16 protein-coding genes are annotated in these 17,682 nt (G+C 63.7%); 6 read left to right on the plus strand and 10 right to left on the minus strand.

Translation table 11 applies throughout. The features are described 5' to 3' along the window. The first annotated feature begins 14 nt into the window (after positions 1-14). From lepB to recO, 5 genes are read left to right on the plus strand one after another with little or no spacing between them, the layout of a single operon-like run. Positions 15-851, plus strand: coding sequence for a signal peptidase I (gene lepB, locus CFI11_RS02080; RefSeq protein WP_130402585.1), 837 nt, complete (start codon positions 15-17; stop codon positions 849-851). After that, positions 848-1,534 (plus strand): ribonuclease III, encoded by a 687-nt coding sequence (gene rnc / locus CFI11_RS02085; protein ID WP_130402587.1) that lies wholly within the window; start codon positions 848-850, stop codon positions 1,532-1,534. The genes lepB and rnc overlap by 4 nt, the downstream gene beginning before the upstream one ends. Continuing rightward, a complete protein-coding gene (era, locus tag CFI11_RS02090) occupies positions 1,531-2,436 on the plus strand; it encodes a GTPase Era (RefSeq protein WP_130402589.1) in 906 nt (301 codons plus the stop codon). Before rnc ends, era begins: the two co-directional genes overlap by 4 nt. 51 nt (positions 2,437-2,487) lie before the next feature. Further along, complete coding sequence (locus tag CFI11_RS02095; protein WP_130402591.1) at positions 2,488-2,817, plus strand: DUF1491 family protein; 330 nt, start codon at positions 2,488-2,490, stop codon at positions 2,815-2,817. Further along, entirely contained in the window at positions 2,817-3,542 is a 726-nt protein-coding gene (gene recO / locus CFI11_RS02100) for a DNA repair protein RecO (RefSeq protein ID WP_130402593.1), read from the plus strand. The genes CFI11_RS02095 and recO overlap by 1 nt, the downstream gene beginning before the upstream one ends. Here recO and CFI11_RS02105 read toward each other — a convergent pair. From CFI11_RS02105 to CFI11_RS02120, 4 genes are all read right to left on the minus strand, one after another. Then, positions 3,526-3,912, minus strand: a complete 387-nt coding sequence (locus CFI11_RS02105; protein WP_130402595.1) for an META domain-containing protein — start codon at positions 3,910-3,912, stop codon at positions 3,526-3,528. The genes recO and CFI11_RS02105 overlap by 17 nt on opposite strands. Next, positions 3,909-4,913 carry an NAD-dependent epimerase/dehydratase family protein gene (locus CFI11_RS02110; protein ID WP_130402597.1) on the minus strand — a complete coding sequence of 335 codons (1,005 nt, stop codon included), beginning with the start codon at positions 4,911-4,913 and terminating at the stop codon, positions 3,909-3,911. The genes CFI11_RS02105 and CFI11_RS02110 overlap by 4 nt, the downstream gene beginning before the upstream one ends. 93 nt (positions 4,914-5,006) lie before the next feature. After that, positions 5,007-5,588 (minus strand): hypothetical protein, encoded by a 582-nt coding sequence (locus CFI11_RS02115; protein WP_130402599.1) that lies wholly within the window; start codon positions 5,586-5,588, stop codon positions 5,007-5,009. Positions 5,589-5,644: 56 nt separating this feature from the next. After that, positions 5,645-7,333, minus strand: a complete 1,689-nt coding sequence (locus CFI11_RS02120) for an acyl-CoA dehydrogenase family protein (protein ID WP_130402601.1) — start codon at positions 7,331-7,333, stop codon at positions 5,645-5,647. 148 nt (positions 7,334-7,481) lie between these two features. Between CFI11_RS02120 and CFI11_RS02125 the strand changes: the two genes are divergently transcribed. Beyond that, positions 7,482-8,249 (plus strand): sulfite exporter TauE/SafE family protein, encoded by a 768-nt coding sequence (locus tag CFI11_RS02125; RefSeq protein ID WP_130402603.1) that lies wholly within the window; start codon positions 7,482-7,484, stop codon positions 8,247-8,249. On the opposite strand, the gene cysG is transcribed toward CFI11_RS02125, so the two are convergent. Genes cysG through CFI11_RS02155 form a run of 6 tightly spaced genes read right to left on the minus strand, consistent with a single transcriptional unit; the run spans position 8,250 to position 17,681 of the window. Next, a complete protein-coding gene (cysG, locus tag CFI11_RS02130; RefSeq protein WP_130402605.1) occupies positions 8,250-9,653 on the minus strand; it encodes a siroheme synthase CysG in 1,404 nt (467 codons plus the stop codon). It lies immediately after the preceding gene. A gap of 11 nt (positions 9,654-9,664) precedes the next feature. After that, positions 9,665-10,636, minus strand: coding sequence for a glycosyl transferase family protein (locus CFI11_RS02135; protein WP_130402607.1), 972 nt, complete (start codon positions 10,634-10,636; stop codon positions 9,665-9,667). Further along, positions 10,633-13,230 (minus strand): nitrate reductase, encoded by a 2,598-nt coding sequence (locus tag CFI11_RS02140; protein ID WP_130402609.1) that lies wholly within the window; start codon positions 13,228-13,230, stop codon positions 10,633-10,635. The genes CFI11_RS02135 and CFI11_RS02140 overlap by 4 nt, the downstream gene beginning before the upstream one ends. Then, on the minus strand, positions 13,227-13,565 hold the full coding sequence (gene nirD / locus CFI11_RS02145; protein WP_371687463.1) for a nitrite reductase small subunit NirD: 339 nt from the start codon (positions 13,563-13,565) through the stop codon (positions 13,227-13,229). Before nirD ends, CFI11_RS02140 begins: the two co-directional genes overlap by 4 nt. Then, complete coding sequence (gene nirB / locus CFI11_RS02150) at positions 13,562-15,997, minus strand: nitrite reductase large subunit NirB (protein ID WP_130402611.1); 2,436 nt, start codon at positions 15,995-15,997, stop codon at positions 13,562-13,564. Before nirB ends, nirD begins: the two co-directional genes overlap by 4 nt. Positions 15,998-16,001: 4 nt before the next feature. Beyond that, positions 16,002-17,681, minus strand: a complete 1,680-nt coding sequence (locus CFI11_RS02155; protein WP_130402613.1) for an ABC transporter ATP-binding protein — start codon at positions 17,679-17,681, stop codon at positions 16,002-16,004. Between the last annotated feature and the right edge of the window lies 1 nt (position 17,682).

The raw sequence follows: 17,682 nt of genomic DNA on the forward strand, positions 1-17,682 counted from the left end.
CAACGGAGAGCCGCATGGCCGCTACCGCCAAGAAAGCCAACGTCTTTGTCGAAACGATCAAGACCATCGTCTACGCGCTCTTGATCGCTGGCGTGTTCCGAACCTTGTTTTTCCAACCGTTCTGGATCCCCTCCGGCTCAATGAAGGAGACGTTGCTGATCGGCGATTTCCTCTTCGTGAACAAGATGGCTTACGGCTATTCCTACGCGTCGTGCCCCAGCGTGAATATTCCCAGCATCGGCATCGATATTGATGCGGAGGACGTCTGCGGCTTTCTGAAGGGTGACAATTCGCGCATTCTGGGCGGAGAGCCGGAACGCGGCGACGTGGTGGTCTTTCGCCATCCGGTCACGGGGCGTGACTTTATCAAGCGCGTTGTGGGCATGCCGGGGGACCGCGTGCAGATGCGGGGCGGGGTTCTCTATCTGAACGACGAACCGGTCGGCCTGGAGGACGATGGTGTCTTCGAAGAGATCGTAGCACCCCAAGGCCCGAACCGGGTGCGTCCAAGATGCGAGAACGGACCCGTGGGCAATGGCGGGACCTGCCTGAAATCGCGTCAGACCGAAACGCTGCCCAACGGGGTAAGCTATAGCGTTCTCAACATCACCAATCAAAGCTCGGACAATACCGGTGTTTATACCGTGCCGGCGGGCCACTACTTCTTTGTCGGAGACAACCGCGACAATTCCTCGGACAGTCGTTTGCCGCAAAGCGCGGGTGGCGTCGGCTTTGTGCCGTTCGAAAACCTTGTTGGTCGGGCGGATCGGATCCTGTTTTCCTCTGCCGGCGGGTCGATGTTGTTCTTCTGGACCTGGCGCGGTGATCGCTTCTTTGAGAAGATCGAGTGAAGCTGGGGGCGGATCTGCGCGCGTTTGAAACGCGGATCGGGCATCGGTTTTCTGACCCTGCGCTCGTTGTGCGCGCGGTGACGCATTCCTCGATCTCTTCGGCGACCCGGGACGACAACCAAAGGCTTGAATTCCTGGGCGACCGTGTTCTGGGGCTGGTGATGGCCGACGCGCTTTTGCGGGCGGATCCGGGGGCCAGCGAGGGGCAGTTGGCACCAAGGTTCAACGCCCTTGTCCGCAAGGAGACCTGCGCAGAGATTGCACGCGAAATCGATGTGGGCGCGGTGCTGAAACTGGGCCGGTCCGAGATGCTGTCGGGCGGGCGGCGCAAGCAGGCGCTTCTGGGCGACGCACTTGAGGCGGTGATCGCGGCGGTCTACCGCGATGCGGGCTATGATGCGGCGGAGGCCCTGATCCTGAGGCTCTGGGGCTCCCGGATCGATACCGTTGAGGTCGACGCGAGGGATCCAAAGACAGCGCTGCAGGAATGGGCGCAAGCGCGCGGATTGACACCGCCCGTCTATCGGGAGGTGGGCCGGTCCGGACCCGATCACGCGCCGGTCTTCACGATCCGGGCAGAACTGGACAATGGCGGCGTGGCCGAGGCGCAGGCAGGCTCAAAACGGCAGGCCGAGCAAACGGCGGCGGCGCAGCTTCTGGCGGAAATGGAGCAACAGCCATGACAAAAGCTGGTTTCGTGGCCCTGATAGGGGAGCCTAATGCGGGCAAGTCGACGCTGCTCAACCGGATGGTCGGAGCGAAGGTATCGATTGTCACCCACAAGGTGCAAACCACGCGGGCGCGCATCCGCGGAGTCGCGATGGAGGGCGAGAGCCAGATCGTCTTTGTCGACACGCCGGGCCTCTTTCAACCGCGCCGGAGGCTGGACCGCGCGATGGTGGCGGCAGCCTGGGGCGGGGCGGCGGATGCGGATGTCATCGTTCTGCTGGTCGAGGCGCATCGCGGCGTGACCGAGGGGGTGGAGCGCATTCTTGAAGGGCTGGGCGAGGTGGCACAGGGGCGCAAGGTGGCGCTGGCGCTCAACAAGATCGACAAGGTGCAGTCGGAGGTTTTGCTGGGCCTGACAAAGGACCTCAACGAGCGCCTCGCCTTTGCCGAGACGTTCATGATCTCGGCCGAGAAGGGGCACGGGGTCGACGCGCTGCGTGCCTGGCTGGCCGGGGAGGTGCCGGAGGGGCCGTGGCTGTACCCCGAAGACCAAATCGCGGATCTGCCGATGCGCATGATCGCGGCGGAGATGACGCGGGAGAAACTGACCCTGCGCCTGCATCAGGAATTGCCCTACCAGATGACCGTCGAGACGGAGAGCTGGCAGGAGCGCAAGGATGGCAGCGCCCGGATTGACCAGGTCGTCTATGTCGTGCGTGACGGGCATAAGGGGATCGTGCTGGGCCACAAGGGCGAGACGATCAAGGCGGTCTCGAAAGCGGCACGGGAGGAGCTGCAGGAATTCCTGGGTCGGCGAGTGCATCTGTTCCTGCAGGTGAAGGTGAGACCCAACTGGCTGGAAGAGGCGGAGCGCTATGCGGAGATGGGGCTGGAGTTCAAGGATGGAAACACCTGAGCCCCTGGCCAACCGACCCTCCGGGGGGAGTTTATCCGGCAAGATGAAGATATGGCCCGGCTGACGACGCGGTTCTGGGTGGATGCCTATCTGGCGCGCTTGCGGATGTTGGATATCCCGGCGTTTGTCGTGGCCCATGGGGACGATACCGGAGGCGCGGTGCTGGTGAAGCTGAGCACGCTGGACGGGAAGGCGGTGCTTTATCAGAGGTCCTTCGATCTGGAGAGCGGGGCGAGGGTCTGGATGTCGCTTGCCGAGGGCGCGGAGGCAGAGGTCGATGAAGCGGCGGAGCGGCAGCGCGGGTTCGATCCGGATCTCTGGGTGATCGAGGTGGAAGACCGCCAGGGGCGGCATTTGTTGGACCAGCCGGGTTTGGTCTGATGGAGTGGCGTGATCAGGGTATTCTGCTGAACGTGAGGCGCCATGGAGAGACGGCGGCCATCATAGAGGTTTTCACCGAAGGGCATGGGCGTCACGCGGGCGTGGTGCGTGGAGGGACCAGCCGGAAGATCGCGCCGATCCTACAGCCGGGTGCGCAGCTCGACGTGGCCTGGCGCGCGCGGCTGGAGGATCATATCGGCACGTATCAGGTGGAGCCCTTGCGCAGCCGCGCGGCGGCGGCGATGTCGGGGCGTCTTGCGCTGGCGGGCCTGAACGCGGTGACGGGACTTCTGGCGTTCTGCCTGCCGGAGCGAGAGGCGCATCCCGCGCTTTACCGAAAGAGCGAGCAGGTGCTGGACCTTCTGGGGCAGGACGAGATCTGGCCGCTTGCCTATCTCAACTGGGAGATGGCGTTGCTGGAGGAGATGGGGTTTGGGCTGGACCTGAGCGCCTGTGCCGTGACCGGCACGACAGAGGGCTTGGCCTATGTCTCGCCCAAGTCGGGCCGCGCGGTGTCGCAGGCCAGCGCCGGGGAATGGGCGGATCGCCTGATGCCCTTGCCGCCCTGCCTGCGCGGCGATGGGCCCGCGCCGGATGCGGAAGTGTTAGAGGCGTTGCGGGTGACGGGATATTTCCTGGAACAGCGACTGGCCCCGGAATTGGGCCACAAGCCGTTGCCCGACGCGCGGGGACGGTTCGTGGATGCGTTTACTCGGACGTTGTGAACAGCATCTCTCCGCCCGTTTCGTTTGTCAGGATCATCGTCTGATTGACAACCTCCACAAGGGTCATGGAACGCAGCGCGTCAAAGAATGCGACCTCGGCATCAAGATCCGGGCAGCCGCGTTTGGTCGCGGCGATCGGGCCGACTTCGAACCATGGGTAGGGCATCGTCATGCCGGTGCTGTACCGGTTGCAGGGCGCGTCGCCTGTCATGCGGCCCCGCTCGGGAAACTGAAGCGTGGCGCGCGGTGTGAACGGCGCGCCGTTCAGTTCCTGCAACACCCAGATACGATCGCCGGCGCCATGGCCGCGAACGGTTTCGTCGGGTTGGCAAGAGGCGATGAGGAGGGTCAGCAGAAGGGCGCGTGTCATCCCTTCACGCTATCGAGAAACCGCGCACTGTCCAGCATGGCGGTTTCGGCGGGAATAAATGTCAGACCGAAAGTGCCTCGCGTTGCGCTATTGTCGATTGCAATGCGCCGGTCGAGGCTTGGCAGGACCGTGCGCACCATCGGATCGAAGAGCGCCAGAAGGCGCAGCAGCCAGTTGGGCGCCTTACGGGTGGCGATCTTGCGGTTCGGAAAGGCGCTTGCCAGCGTGCTCGCGATCTCGGGCATCATCCAGAAACTGTCGGCGGTGATGACGCGCTGGCCGATGCTGGCGGGATTTTCCAGGGCTGCGACATGCAGGTCGGCCACATCCGCGATATCCACGACAGGCAAGCCGAAATTGGGCTGAACGGGATCCCGCCCGGACCACACACGTTCGATCACCTCAAGCGATGAGCCATAGCGCGCGTCGGCGGGGGTGCCGCAGACGAGGCCGGGATTGATCGTGGTCAGTTGCATCTCGGGGTTGTCCCGAACGAAATCCCATGCCGCGCGTTCGGCCAGGGTCTTTGACCGGATATAGGCGTTGGCCGTCGGATGCTTGGGGTCGGTCCAATCCTTGGGACCGAAGGCGTGCCCCTCCGGGCGGTCCACATGCATCACAGCGGCCATGGAGGAGGTCAGAACGATCCGATTGACCCCTTTGGCCTGTGCTGCGGTTAGCGCGCGCAACGTGCCGTCGACAGCGGGGCGGATCAATTCCTCTTCATCCTTCGGCTCGCTCAGCGGGAAAGGAGAAGCCGTATGCAAAAGCGCGTCGACCCCGTCCAGCGCCTCTGCCCAGCCTTCGTCTTTGCCGAGGTCCAGTTCGACAAAGCTGAGCCTGTCTGTTTCGACATCTCCCATCGCGGCGCGCACCTCGTCGGCGCGGGACAGGCTGCGCAGAGAGCCACGCACGCTATAGCCCTTGTCCAGGAGCACGCGTGCGATGCGTTTGGCGATGAAGCCGGAGATGCCGGTCAACAGGACGGTTTGGTGGGTCATCAAAGGCTTCCTTTCCGAATGTCCTCTTCAGAAGGTAGCGAGCTAAATGACGTTTTCAATATTTATTGTCAGAACGTCAGATTTGAAACTGCCTCACCCCGGCATTGCCAGGACAAGCAGGCCGACGATCATCAGGCTCAGCATCGCGTAAACTGGCACATAGTGGGGCAAATCATGGACCCAACCTTGCCCGCGCTTAACGAGGGCCTCGGCGATCGATTCCCACATCATTTTGAAGAAGGTCGCGCTATACGCCAGCGTCAGGATGATAACGAACAGGTTGAGCAGGATGCTACGCAGGCCATCCTTGCCCTCTGCGGTGATAGCATAGCTGAAGCCGAGAAGATCGGTGACCTTGAAAGCGGCGACAAGGGCCAGCAGCGGTAGGATGAGCGACATGGCGATGATGGTATATCCCTGTTCGGGTTTGCCGGTGCGGCTTAGATCGCCGTGCAGAGCAAGCACAGCGCCGAAGAACATCGGTCCCATCATGAAGAGCGCGGTTTCGGGAAAGATAAATCCCATGACAAGGCCGTAGACCAACAGGCCAAATCCAATCGCCGGCGGCGTCATGGCTTTGGTGAGATCGGTGAGAATCATATCAAGGTATCCTTTTTCTGGAGGTTGGGGCTCCAGAATAGGAAGATCGGAACAAATCAAGAACATATAATACAAAAAGAAACCGGCGCGGGCGGGTTATCGCCTGCGCCGGTTCAATAGATACCCAAAGATCAGCCCAGCAGACGCCGTGCAATCACCTGTGCCTGAATTTCCGCGGCACCCTCGAAGATGTTGAGGATACGCGCGTCACAGAGTACGCGGCTGATCTTGTATTCCAGCGCGAAGCCGTTGCCGCCGTGGATCTGCAGGCCATTGTCTGCCGCTGCCCAGGCCACGCGGGCGCCAAGCAGTTTGGCCATGCCGGCCTCCACATCGCAGCGGCGTCCTTCGTCCTTTTCGAACGCACTGAAATAGGTCAGCTGACGCGCCACCATGATCTCGACCGCCATCATGGCCAGCTTGTTGGTCACACGGGGGAAGTTGATCAGCGATTTGCCAAACTGCTTGCGATCCTGCGCATATTGCATCGAGATATCGAGGGCCGATTGCGCCACGCCGATGGCGCGGGCCGCGGTCTGGATGCGGGCGGATTCAAACGTCTCCATGAGTTGTTTGAAACCTTTGCCTTCTTCGCCGCCCAGCAGGTTTTCGCCCTTCACATGGAAGTTGTCGAAACCCAGCTCGTATTCCTTCATGCCGCGATAGCCCAGCACCTCGATCTCGCCGCCGGTCATGCCTTCGGTGGGGAAGGGATGCTCATCGGTGCCAGGCGTTTTCTCCGCCAGGAACATCGACAGGCCTTTGTAGTCGGAGGTCTCGGGATCGGTGCGCGCCAACAGCGTCATCACATGGGTGCGCGAGGCATGGGTGATCCAGGTCTTGTTGCCGGTGATCTTGTAATCGCCGTTTTCATCCTTGACCGCCCGGGTCCGGAGCGAGCCGAGGTCGGAGCCGGTGTTTGGCTCGGTGAAGACCGCCGTGGGCAGCGTTTCGGCGCTGGCCAGTTGGGGCAGCCATTTCTGCTTTTGCTCTTCGGTGCCGCCCGCGATGATCAGTTCTGCCGCGATCTCGGACCGGGTGCCCAGAGAGCCCACGCCGATATAGCCGCGCGACAATTCTTCGGAGACGACACACATGGAGGCCTTGGAGAGGCCGAAGCCGCCATATTCCTCGGGGATGGTCAGACCGAAAACGCCCATCTCGGCCAGTTCTTCGATGACCTCAAGCGGGATCAGTTCGTCCTTGAGGTGCCAGTCATGGGCGAAGGGCTCGACCTTTTCCACCGCATAGCGGCGGAATTGCTCGCGGATCATCTCCAACTCTTCGTCGAGGCCGGAGGCGCCGACGGTGATGTTGGCCGACTGCTCCTGCATCAGCTCGACCAGACGCGTACGCGCAGCCTGTGTGTTGCCGGACTGGGTCAGCGTCATCACCGCGTCATCCATCATGGAGCGCATGTCGTCCTGGGTGAGGCCCATGTCCTGCAGGCGCAGAACCTCGCCCTGGTTCATCTGGATGCCGCCGTAGATCTGCCAGAGATATTCGCCAAAGGCGATCTGGTGGATCAATTGTTCGGTCTCGCCGAACTTGCCGTCGCTTTCCAGCCTTTCCGCCCAGACCTGCATCTGGCGGAGCGATTCGACATATGTCGCCAGCCAGGCAAAGCCGTGCGCAGCTGTCTGGTTCGCCTCGACCAGTGCGCCGGATATGCGGCCGTCACGGGTCACCATCTCACCCACACGTTCGCGGGCAATGTCCAAAATCCGCTCTGCCGGCGGCACGGAGGCCTTGGTCAGCGCCAGCAAATCATCAAGTAGGACCGCATCGGTCAGTGTCAGGTCCTGTCCATCATGGGCCATGATTCAACATCCTTTTTTCGCGTTGCCCGGGTCTATCTAGTTCGCAGGTGCAGCGCAACAAAAATACTATAGGGTGCGCGGATTTGTTCGAAAATTGCGCTTTGACTTTTTGCATCGCAGCACTATCGCTGAGCGGGTATGCAGAGGCATGGACGCGCTCTTTCCCTTTCTGGACCCGGTGACCCTGTCATTGACCCTTATTATCGCCGTTTTGGCGGGTCTGGTCAAAGGACTCGTGGGCTTTGCCATGCCGATGGTGATGGTAGCGGGAATGGGAACGTTTCTTGCGCCGGATCTGGCACTGGCGGGACTGATTCTGCCGACGCTGGTGACGAATGCCTGGCAGGCCCTCGGGCAGGGTGCGCGTGCGGCGATGGCCTCTATCGTTTCGTTCCGTATTTTTCTTGGGATGGGGCTGGTCACGTTGCTGGCCACGGCACAGCTTTTCCGGTTTCTGCCTGCCGATATGCTGTTTCTGCTGATCGGGGGGCCAATCACCCTATTTGCGCTGGTCCAGCTTGTCGGCGTGCAATTCGTTCTGAAAGCGCGCAGCAAGCGGGTGGAGGCGGCCATCGGCGCCTTTGCCGGAGCGATCGGGGGGGTGTCGGGTGTCTGGGGGCCGCCGACGGTGGCCTATCTGACGGCGCTGAACACCGAAAAGTCCGAGCAGATGCGGGTTCAGGGCGTGATCTATGGCCTGGGTGCTGTGGCGCTGCTGGCCGCCCATATCGGGTCGGGCGTCATGCGGTCAGAGACGGCGCCTTTTTCGCTGCTTCTCGTCATGCCGGCCCTTGCGGGCATGTGGGTGGGCGGGCTGATCCGGGGCCGCGCGGATCAGCAGATGTTCCGACGCATGACGCTCTTTGTCCTGCTGATCGCCGGTCTGAACCTCGTGCGCCGTGGCCTGATCGGATGATCAGGCGCTGAGTGCGGCAAGCTGCGGCCTGGGCCGGGCGATTGCCGCTGCGGCCTTTGGATGCCGGATAAAAATGACTGCGGGGTTGGCGATGTCGTTCTGCTCCATCTCCCGGCTCAACGTGCCGAGAGTACAGTGCAGGATCTTTTCTCCCTTTTGGCTCGCTTGAGAGACGACATCCACCTCAAGCGTTCCAGGCAGACCTTTGGACAAAAGCTCTGCCTGTATGCGGGGGGCGGCGGCCACGGCCATGTAAAGCGCCAGTGTCGTTCCGGGTCTCAGCGTCTCGGCAAAGAGAGGGGCAGCGTCTCCGTCCCGGCAGGTGCCGGTGGCGAAGGTCACCCGTTCGATGGCACCCCGCTCGCTTAGCGACCTGCCGAGCGTGGCGGCGCTGGCACTTGCAGCGGTCACGCCGGGTACGATTTCAACGGGTATGCCGTTGGCGCGTGCAGCGGCCAGTTCCTCTTCCGCGCGGCCAAAGAGCATGGGGTCGCCGCTTTTCAGCCGCACGACATTCTGGCCGGAGCGCGCGGCGGCCACGATAACGGCGTCAATCTTCTCTTGCGGCCATTTGCAGGCGCCGACGGCCTTGCCGACATAAATGCGTTCCGCATCGCGGCGGGCGAGTTCCAGCACCTCGGGATCGACTAGGCGGTCGTAAAAGATCACGTCGGCCTCCTGCAGGCGCTTGACCGCACGCAGGGTCAGCAGATCGGCCGCACCCGGCCCGGCACCGATCAGGCAGATGGAGCCTTGGGGTGTTACGTCCGGCGCTCCTCCGCCAGCGATCGCTGCCTTCAGCAGCGCCGCGGCGTCCCGTTCTGCCCCCTGAGCGTGCAGCTTGCGCGGCTGATCTGAAAATGCCCACCGCCAGAAGGCCCGCCGCTGGGCGCGGGGGACAGAGCGGGCCACGGCGCCGCGCATCCGACCGGCCAAAGCGGCGAAACCGCCGAGTTGCGGCTCCAGCAAGGTCTCCATCCGGCTTTTGATCTGACGCGCGAGGACGGGTGCCGTGCCCTCGGTCCCGATGGCCACGACGACCGGGTCCCTGTCCACGATGGAGGGGGTGATGGCCGAGCAAAGGTCGGGTTGGTCGACGACATTCACGACCGCTCCGGCGGCTTCGGCCAGCCCATGCAGGGCGGCGGCGGAGCCTGGGCAGCCGGTGGCGATGAAGGCCAGGGCGGCGCCCTTGAAGGTTGCGGCGGTGACCGGATCCTTGTGCCATGTAATCCGGCCCCGCGCCGCGAGGTCGTGTAATTCGTCGTCCAGCTCGGGCCAGCAGACGGTGATCCGTGCTTCGGTCTTGAGCATCAGGCGGCATTTCTGCGCGGCCTGCTCCCCGCCGCCCACGATGATCACGGGGCGGTCAGCGACGCGCAGGAACATGGGAAAGGTCTTCATCTCGGTCTCCTTCAGGCGGCGCGACGTAGATGTCGGTCACGCCAAAGCGTGCATGCCGCCTCTTCGGCACGGGGTAGATCGGAGGCAACGCCGAGTGCCAGCAGGGCCAGGGCCGCGGTGCCCGTAACGGTGGCTTCGGCGTCGGCGTGGTGCAGATCGCCTTGCCAAAGCGCGGCAAGCGCCGCGGGGTCTTCGGGCAGATCGGTCAGCCGCTTTGCTGCAGGGCGCAGGGCCGGAGCAGCCTCGAAACGGGTGGCGCCGCGCGCACCGAAGAGTGTGACGGGTTTGAAGGGCGTGCGCTCGAATTCTCCGCCACCGCCTTTTAGGATCATAGTGGCTTTGTCGCCGAGCACGTCCGCAACTTCGGCCTGAAGCACGCGGTAGCCCGGGTGGAACACGCCTTGGACGCTGGTGGCGGCCCCGCCGGGATTGGCCATGCGCAGGCAGGTGTTGATGCAGGAGCGCAGACCAAGCGCGGCGCGAAGGCCAAGAAGGTCAGAGGCCGGAGCACTGAGCGCCTCTACCGGGACATAGCACAATCCGCCTTTTGCGAGGGATGTGCGCGCTGCGTCCGGTGTACGGACGACGGGGATAGTGAGCGCAGGCAGATGCGCCCGCAATTGTGCATCGCTGGCATTGCGGCCATGGATCAGGACGGGATGACCCGCCTGCGCGATCAGACGGGCGCTGAGCAGGAACCAAGGCAGGCCGCGCGTCCGCCCGGCGGCGTAGCTGGGCCAGTCGAGCGCCGGAGCGGCGGCCTGCCAGTCCGTGAGTGTGGTGCGAAGCGCGCGTACAAAGCCCGCGATCTCGTCGGTGGTTTCACCGCGCAGGCGCAGGACCATCAGAAGGGCGCCGATGGCTTCGGGGGCCGCCTCGCCGCCGAGAATGATCTCCATCGCCGCATGGGCCTCTGCCTCTGTCATAGGGCGGGCACGGCCCTTGCCCTGGGCCACGATGCGGACAAAGGGGGCGAGGGTCATTCGGCTGCGATCCTAAGCTGGGCGGCCGCGATGAGGCCGCGCAATTCCGGACGGCATGACCCGCAATTGGTCCCGGCGTTCAGACAGGCTCCAAGCGCTTCGACGCTCTGAGCACCCGCAGCAATGGCGGCGCGAACCTCTTCGGTTCCGACGTCGAAGCAGGCGCAGACCGTGGCGCCCTTGCGCGGCTGATCGGCTCCGGGAACACCGGCGAGGGCTGTGCTGACGGGCGTGTCGGTTCCGATCAGGTCGACCGCTGTCGCCCGCGCGACGGCGACAGGGCTGCGGCTGGCAAAGAAAAGGCCGGTGAGCCGGTCATGTTCGCGAATGGCCACACGGGCGGCCCCGGAGGCAGGGTCATGGTAGACGCTGGCGGTGCCATTGGGCAGGGAAAGGATGGCACGGGCTTCGGCCTCCCAATTCCGAGGGGCTTTGCAGCCTGCGACCTCGGCCCGCCAGCCGGTCCGGCTGCGCGCGATGGCGGCATAGGGACGGGTGGGGGTCATCTGGGCAGAGCTGGCGGCGAAGCCGTACCAGGCGGCGGCGAATGGTGCGACTGACACAGGTGTGCCTTTAGAGGCGGGTTGTCCCGAAACCGGGTCGGTTCGGGGCGCAACGAGCGCGTTGACACGTCCGGAGGCCGCGGTGATGCCGGTCCAGTGCATCGGTGCGAAGGCGGTGCCGGGGCGGACGCGGTCGGTGATGAGCACGCGGAGCGTGGCGGTCCCGTATGTGTTGGAGAGTGTCGCAAGGCTTGCAGGCGCAAGGCTCAGTCGCGCGGCATCGTCGGGGTGAAGTTCGACGAAAGGTTCGGCCATATGCGCACCGAGGCGCGGAGCGCGGCCGGTGCGGGTCATGGTGTGCCAGTGGTCACGCACGCGGCCGGTGTTCAGCCAGATCTGAGGGCTCTCGACCGGTGCGGGTGGCGTGATCGGCAGCATCTTTGCCTTGCCGCCCGCGTGGTAGAAGCCCCCACCGGCAAAGAAGCGCGCCGGTCCCTTGCCGGAGGCGGGGGCGGGCCATGTGATTGGTTTCAGGGCCTCATAACCGTCGTCTGAAAGATCGCTGAGGCCGGTAATGTCGAAATCACGCCCAAAGCGGGCGGAGAGGCCCGACATCGTGGCGTATTCCCGGAATATCTCAGCCGGGGATCTATAGTCGAAAGCATTGGCCCAGCCCATCCGGCGCGCCACGTCAGAGATGATGTCCCAATCGGGGCGGGCCTGGCCGGGCGCCGGCAAAAACGGGCGCTGGCGGGAGATACGACGTTCGGAATTGGTGACGGTGCCTGATTTCTCGCCCCAGCCAGTCGCGGGCAGGAGCACGTTGCAGAGGCGATTGGTGTCAGTGTCGGCGATGATGTCGGTCGCAACGGTAAAGGGTACGGCGCGGATCGCATCGGCCACAGCATCGGCGTCGGGCATGGAAACCGCGGGGTTGGTGGACATGATCCAGAGCGCCTTGATCCGTCCGTCGGCGCAGGCCTGAAAGAGGTCAACGGCCTTGAGGCCGGGCCGGTCGGCAATACGCGGCGCGCTCCAGAAGCCTTGGACGGCGTGTCGGTGGTCGGGGTTTTCGAGATCGAGGTGGCAGGCGAGCATGTTAGCAAGCCCGCCCACTTCACGCCCGCCCATCGCGTTGGGCTGGCCGGTCATGGAGAAGGGGCCGCAGCCCGGCGTGCCGATGCGGCCCGTTGCCAGATGGCAGTTGAGGATCGCATTGACCTTGTCGGTGCCGCAGGCGGATTGGTTCACGCCCTGTGAGTAGAGCGTGACGACTTTCCGCGTACCGCACCAGAGGTTGAGGAACGTGGCAATCTCGGTTTCCGTCAGGCCGGTTTGCGCCGGGTCGGTGCCGCGTGCGGCCTCCAGCGCATCGGAGAGGCCCGTGACATGGGCATCGGTGTAAGCACCGTCGATCAGGCCACGCGCTTCGATGGCTTCGAGGAGCAGGTTGAAGAGAGCGGCGTCACCGTCGGGGCGGATGCTGAGTTGCAGATCGGCGATCTGCGACGTGGCGGTGCGGCGGGGGTCCACGACGACGACCTTCAGGTCGGGTCGCCGTGCGCGGGCGGCTTCGATGCGCTGGAAGAGGACCGGATGGCACCAGGCGAGGTTGGAGCCGACGAGGACGATCAGGTCGGCCTCCTCGAAATCCTCGTATTGGCCGGGGACGGTATCGGTCCCGAAGGCGCGTTTGTGACCTGCGACGGACGAGGCCATGCAAAGGCGGGAATTGGTGTCGATGTTGGCCGAACCGATGAAGCCTTTCATCAGCTTGTTGGCGACGTAGTAATCCTCGGTCAGCAATTGGCCGGAGACGTAGAAGGCCACGCTGTCGGGGCCATGCGCGCGGATCGCTTCATTGAACTTGGCCGCGACCAGGTTCAGGGCGGCGTCCCATGGGGCAGCCTGCCCGTCGATCTGCGGCTCCAGCAGGCGCCCTTCGAGAGAGATCGTCTCGGCCAGCGCCGATCCTTTTGAGCAGAGGCGCCCGAAGTTTGCAGGATGATCCGGGTCGCCTTTCACGCTGTCCGGCGTGGCCAGAACCCCGCAGCCCACGCCGCAATAGGGGCATGTGGTGCGGGTCGTCATTCGGCGGCCCGCATCTGGAGGAACGACGCCTCGATCCAGATCCGCCCCTCGCTGACGCGGGCGGGATAGGTGGCGACCTGCCCCTTATCGGCGCCCTGGGCGAGGCCCGTTTCGAGCGAGATCACCCAATTGTGGAGAGGGCACGTTACCGCCTTGCCATGCACGATCCCCTCGGCCAGAGGCCCGGCCTTGTGCGGGCAGGCATTGTCGAGGGCAAAGACCTCGTCCGCGCCGGTGCGGAACACCGCAACGCAGCCATGCGGCGTCTTGACCACGCGCGCGCCGCGCATCGGGATGGCATCCAGCGCGCCCACATCGACCCAATCGCTGATCATTCCGCGGCCTCCAGTTTGAAATCGGACAGGGGCTGGTAGCTGTCGGCCTTGTCAGCGACATGCTCCGCCCAGGGGTCCTTTTGATAAATGCTTTGGCTGAGCGCGAAGGCGTCGAGAAGGCGCTGGCGTTCTGCCGGGTCCTCGATCCGCCCTTTCACCCAGTCGAGGCCGACCTTGGCGATCCATTTATAGGGCCGGTCGAGATACTTGGCGTTCTCACGGTAAAGCTGGACGAAGGCGACGGTGACGTCGATGGCCTCTTGTTCGGTCGGCACGTCCAGCAGACGCTCGGTCTCTTTCACGTCCATGCCGGCGGCCCCGCCGACGCTGACCTGATAACCGCTGTCGACGCAGATGACGCCGACATCCTTGCAGGTTGCCTCGGCGCAGTTGCGGGGGCAGCCGGAGACGGCGAGCTTCACCTTGTGCGGGGTCCAGGAACCCCAGAGCGCCTGCTCCAGCTTGATGCCAAGCCCGGTGCTGTCTTGCGTGCCAAAGCGGCAATGATCAGTCCCGACGCAGGTTTTCACCGTACGCAGCCCTTTGGAATAAGCGTGACCGGAGACCATGCCAGCGCGGTTCAGATCGGCCCAGATGGCGGGGAGGTCTTCGCCCTTCACACCCAGAAGGTCGATCCGTTGGCCGCCGGTGACCTTGACCGTGGGCACGTCGTATTTGTCGGCGGCATCGGCGATGGCGCGCAATTCGTCCGGCGTCGTGATCCCGCCCCACATGCGCGGCACGACGGAGAAGGTGCCGTCCTTCTGGATGTTGGCGTGCTTGCGTTCGTTGATGAACCGGCTTTGCGGGTCGTCCTGATACTCCAGAGGCCAGTCGGCCAGCAGGTAGAAGTTGAGCGCCGGGCGGCAGACATGGCAGCCGCAGGAGGTTTTCCAGCCCAGTTCCTGATGCACGGCGGCCATGGATTTGAGACCCTGACTCTTGATCAGGCGGCGCACCTCCTCATGAGTGAGGTCGGTGCAGCCGCAGATGCCGGCCGCTGCGGGCAGGACGAAATCGTCGCCCAGAGTGCTGCCCAGAACCTGTTCGACCAGCCCCGTGCAGGTCCCGCAGGAGGCGCTTGCCTTGGTGGTTGCGCGAATGGCGGCGAGGTCGGTGGCACCGCCCTCGATCGCCTGGACGATCTGCCCTTTTGACACGCCGTTGCAGCCGCAGATCTCCGCATCAAGCGGTAAGGCTGCAACGGCCGCCATAGGGTCCAGCGGTGCGCCCCCCTGGAAGGCCGGCCCGAAGATGAGCGTGTCGCGCATGTCGGAGATGTCGGTCTTGTCGCGCATCAGGCCGAAGAACCAGTTGCTGTCGGCGGTGTCACCGTAAAAGACCGCACCGACGATGCGGTTGTCTTCGAGCACGAGACGCTTGTAGACGCCGCGGGCGGGGTCGCGGAAGACGATGTCTTCGCGTCCCTCGCCCTCGGCAAAATCACCGGCACTGAAGAGGTCACAGCCGGTGACTTTGAGTTTGGTGGAAAGCTCCTTTTGCTTGAAGGCTGCCTCTTCGCCCAAAAGCGTTTTTGCGACGACTTTGGCCTGATCGTAGAGGGGGGCCACGAGGCCGAAGAGCTGACCGTCATGTTCGACGCATTCGCCGACGGCCAGGATATCGGGGTCGGAGGTGAGCATCTGGTCGTCCACATGGATCGCTTTGCCCACGGCGAGGCCAGCGTCCTGGGCAAGCGCCATGTTGGGGCGGATGCCCACGGCCATGACCAGAAGGTCACAGGGCAGTTCGGTACCATCGTCCAGAAGGAGCGCACGGACCTTGCCGTTCTCGCCCAGGATTTCCTTGGAATTGGCCTGACAGCGGACGGTGATGCCCTTGTCTGTCAGCGCCTTGCGGAGGAGGTAGCCTGCGGCCTCATCCAGTTGACGCTCCATCAGGTGGCCCATGATGTGCACGACGGTGACGTCGACGCCGCGCGCGGCCATGCCGGCGGCGGCTTCGAGACCGAGGAGGCCCCCGCCGATGACAACGGCCTTGTGACCGGTGCCGAGGCGCATCATGCGTTCGGTGTCTTCAAGGTCGCGGTAGGCGATCACACCGTCCAGATCATGGCCCGGGAGGGGGATCATGAAGGGGTTGGAGCCGGTGCCGAAGAGGAGCTTATCGTAGGCAAGCGTGTCGCCGGTGGAGGTGGTGACACTTTTGGCCTGCCGGTCGATCCGGGTGATCTTTTCGCCGAAGCGGCAGGTGACGTCGTGGTCCGCATACCAGGCATCGTCATGGGTGACGATATCGGCATAGGTCTGGTCACCGGCGAGCACGGGGCTCAGCATGATGCGGTTGTAGTTGCCACGCGGCTCGGCGTTGAAGAGGGTAACGTCATAGGCGTCGGGGGCAGCCTCAAAGAGGTGTTCCAGCGCCCGGCCCGAGGCCATGCCGGCCCCGATCACGATCAGTTTCTGGGTCATGCTTTCACTCCGCCGCAATCGCTTGCGGTTTCGGCTTGGGTTTCGCGCCGTGCTCGTATTCTTCGAGGAAATCGAGCACTTCCTGGCGGAAGGTGTAGTAGTCGGGATGCTCCAGCAGCGCCTTGCGGCTGCGGGGGCGGGGCAGGTCCACGTCGACGATCTTGCCGATCGTGGCGCGGGGGCCGTTGGTCATCATCACCACGCGGTCGGCGAGCAGGATGGCCTCGTCCACGTCATGGGTGACGCAGATGGCGGTGACCTTGGTGCGGGACCAGACCTCCATCAGCACTTCCTGAAGCTCCCAGCGGGTAAGGCTGTCGAGCATCCCGAAGGGCTCATCCAGCAGCAGGAGTTTGGGCGAAAGGGCAAAGGCACGCGCGATGCCCACGCGTTGCTTCATCCCGTTTGACAGCTCGCTGGCCTGCTTGTCCATGCTGTCAGCCAGACCGACCCGTTCCAGGTAATACTCAACCACGTCCTGGCGTTCGGATTGGGAGGCTTTGGGATAAACCCGGTCGACACCGACACTGACATTCTCCTTCGCGCTGAGCCAAGGGAAGAGCGACGGCGACTGGAACACCACGGCGCGTTCGGGATCGGCGCCTTCGACGTGACGGCCATCCAGCTTAATCGCGCCCTTGGAGATCTCATTGAGCCCGGCAGCCATGGTCAGCACCGTAGACTTGCCGCAGCCGGAATGGCCGATGAGGGAGATAAACTCACCCTTGTTGAGCTTGAGGTTGAAATCCTCGACCACGGTCAGGGGCCCCTGGGGCGTGGGATAGATCTTGTGAAGCTGGCTGAAGTCCAGGAAGTTGCGGTCGATCATGCCCTTCTGAGCGTCCGCCACCGCGGCGGGAACGCCGTGAATGGGGGTGACTTCGGGCAGGATCTTGGTGCCTTCGACCTTGGCTTCGATCCCGACATCCATCAGGTAGGTGGTGACCTGGGCGCGCAGGCTCTTGAATCCTTCGTGATGGTTCATCTCCCCCCGGTCGCGCGGACGCGGGATAGTGACCTTGAATTCTTCCCCCAGCGTGCCGTCGGGGTTGAGCGCAATGATGCGGTCGGCAAGCAAAATGGCTTCGTCCACATCGTTGGTGATGAGCACGCAGGTTTTCTTGTCGGCTTCCCAGATACGCTCAATCTCATCGGCGAGATTGGCGCGGGTGAGCGCGTCGAGGGCCGAAAGCGGCTCGTCCAGCAGCAGCACCTCGGGGTTCATCGCGAGGGCACGGGCCACGTTGACCCGCTGGCGCATCCCGCCCGAAAGCTCTGCCGGGCGGCGGGCGGCGGCGTGAGACAGGCCTACCATTTTGACATAGTGGTCGACCTTCGCGGCCTTTTCCTTGGACGAGAGGTTCGGGAAGATCGTGTCGACCGCGATGCGGACATTCCCCGTCACCGTGAGCCACGGCATCAGGGAATAGTTCTGGAAGATCACCCCCCGCTCGGGTGCCGGTTCGGTGATGAGCTGACCTTTGAACGTGACGGACCCTTTGGATGGCTGTTCAAGCCCGGCCATCAGGTTGATCAGGGTCGTCTTGCCGGTGCCGGAGAAGCCGAGAAGCACGAGGAACTCGCCCTCCTCAACGGTAAGGTTGATGTCCTTGAGCACGTGGGAGACGGCGGAGGTGCCTTCCCCAAAGCTCTTCGAGACGTTCTTGAATTCGATCACGCTCATG

It is taken from the genome of Thalassococcus sp. S3, assembly GCF_004216475.1.
GTDB lineage: Bacteria > Pseudomonadota > Alphaproteobacteria > Rhodobacterales > Rhodobacteraceae.

Excerpts from the sequence above, each read along its gene's own strand:
- CFI11_RS02120 (WP_130402601.1), bottom strand. The coding sequence starts at position 7,333 with ATGGCCCATGATGGACAGGACCTGACACTGACCGATGCGGTCCTACTT.
- recO (WP_130402593.1), top strand. The coding sequence starts at position 2,817 with ATGGAGTGGCGTGATCAGGGTATTCTGCTGAACGTGAGGCGCCATGGA.
- nirB (WP_130402611.1), bottom strand. The coding sequence starts at position 15,997 with ATGACCCAGAAACTGATCGTGATCGGGGCCGGCATGGCCTCGGGCCGG.
- CFI11_RS02110 (WP_130402597.1), bottom strand. The coding sequence starts at position 4,913 with ATGACCCACCAAACCGTCCTGTTGACCGGCATCTCCGGCTTCATCGCC.
- era (WP_130402589.1), top strand. The coding sequence starts at position 1,531 with ATGACAAAAGCTGGTTTCGTGGCCCTGATAGGGGAGCCTAATGCGGGC.
- CFI11_RS02125 (WP_130402603.1), top strand. The coding sequence starts at position 7,482 with ATGGACGCGCTCTTTCCCTTTCTGGACCCGGTGACCCTGTCATTGACC.
- CFI11_RS02140 (WP_130402609.1), bottom strand. The coding sequence starts at position 13,230 with ATGACGACCCGCACCACATGCCCCTATTGCGGCGTGGGCTGCGGGGTT.
- nirD (WP_371687463.1), bottom strand. The coding sequence starts at position 13,565 with ATGATCAGCGATTGGGTCGATGTGGGCGCGCTGGATGCCATCCCGATG.
- CFI11_RS02155 (WP_130402613.1), bottom strand. The coding sequence starts at position 17,681 with ATGAGCGTGATCGAATTCAAGAACGTCTCGAAGAGCTTTGGGGAAGGC.
- CFI11_RS02095 (WP_130402591.1), top strand. The coding sequence starts at position 2,488 with ATGGCCCGGCTGACGACGCGGTTCTGGGTGGATGCCTATCTGGCGCGC.
- CFI11_RS02105 (WP_130402595.1), bottom strand. The coding sequence starts at position 3,912 with ATGACACGCGCCCTTCTGCTGACCCTCCTCATCGCCTCTTGCCAACCC.
- cysG (WP_130402605.1), bottom strand. The coding sequence starts at position 9,653 with ATGAAGACCTTTCCCATGTTCCTGCGCGTCGCTGACCGCCCCGTGATC.
- CFI11_RS02135 (WP_130402607.1), bottom strand. The coding sequence starts at position 10,636 with ATGACCCTCGCCCCCTTTGTCCGCATCGTGGCCCAGGGCAAGGGCCGT.
- lepB (WP_130402585.1), top strand. The coding sequence starts at position 15 with ATGGCCGCTACCGCCAAGAAAGCCAACGTCTTTGTCGAAACGATCAAG.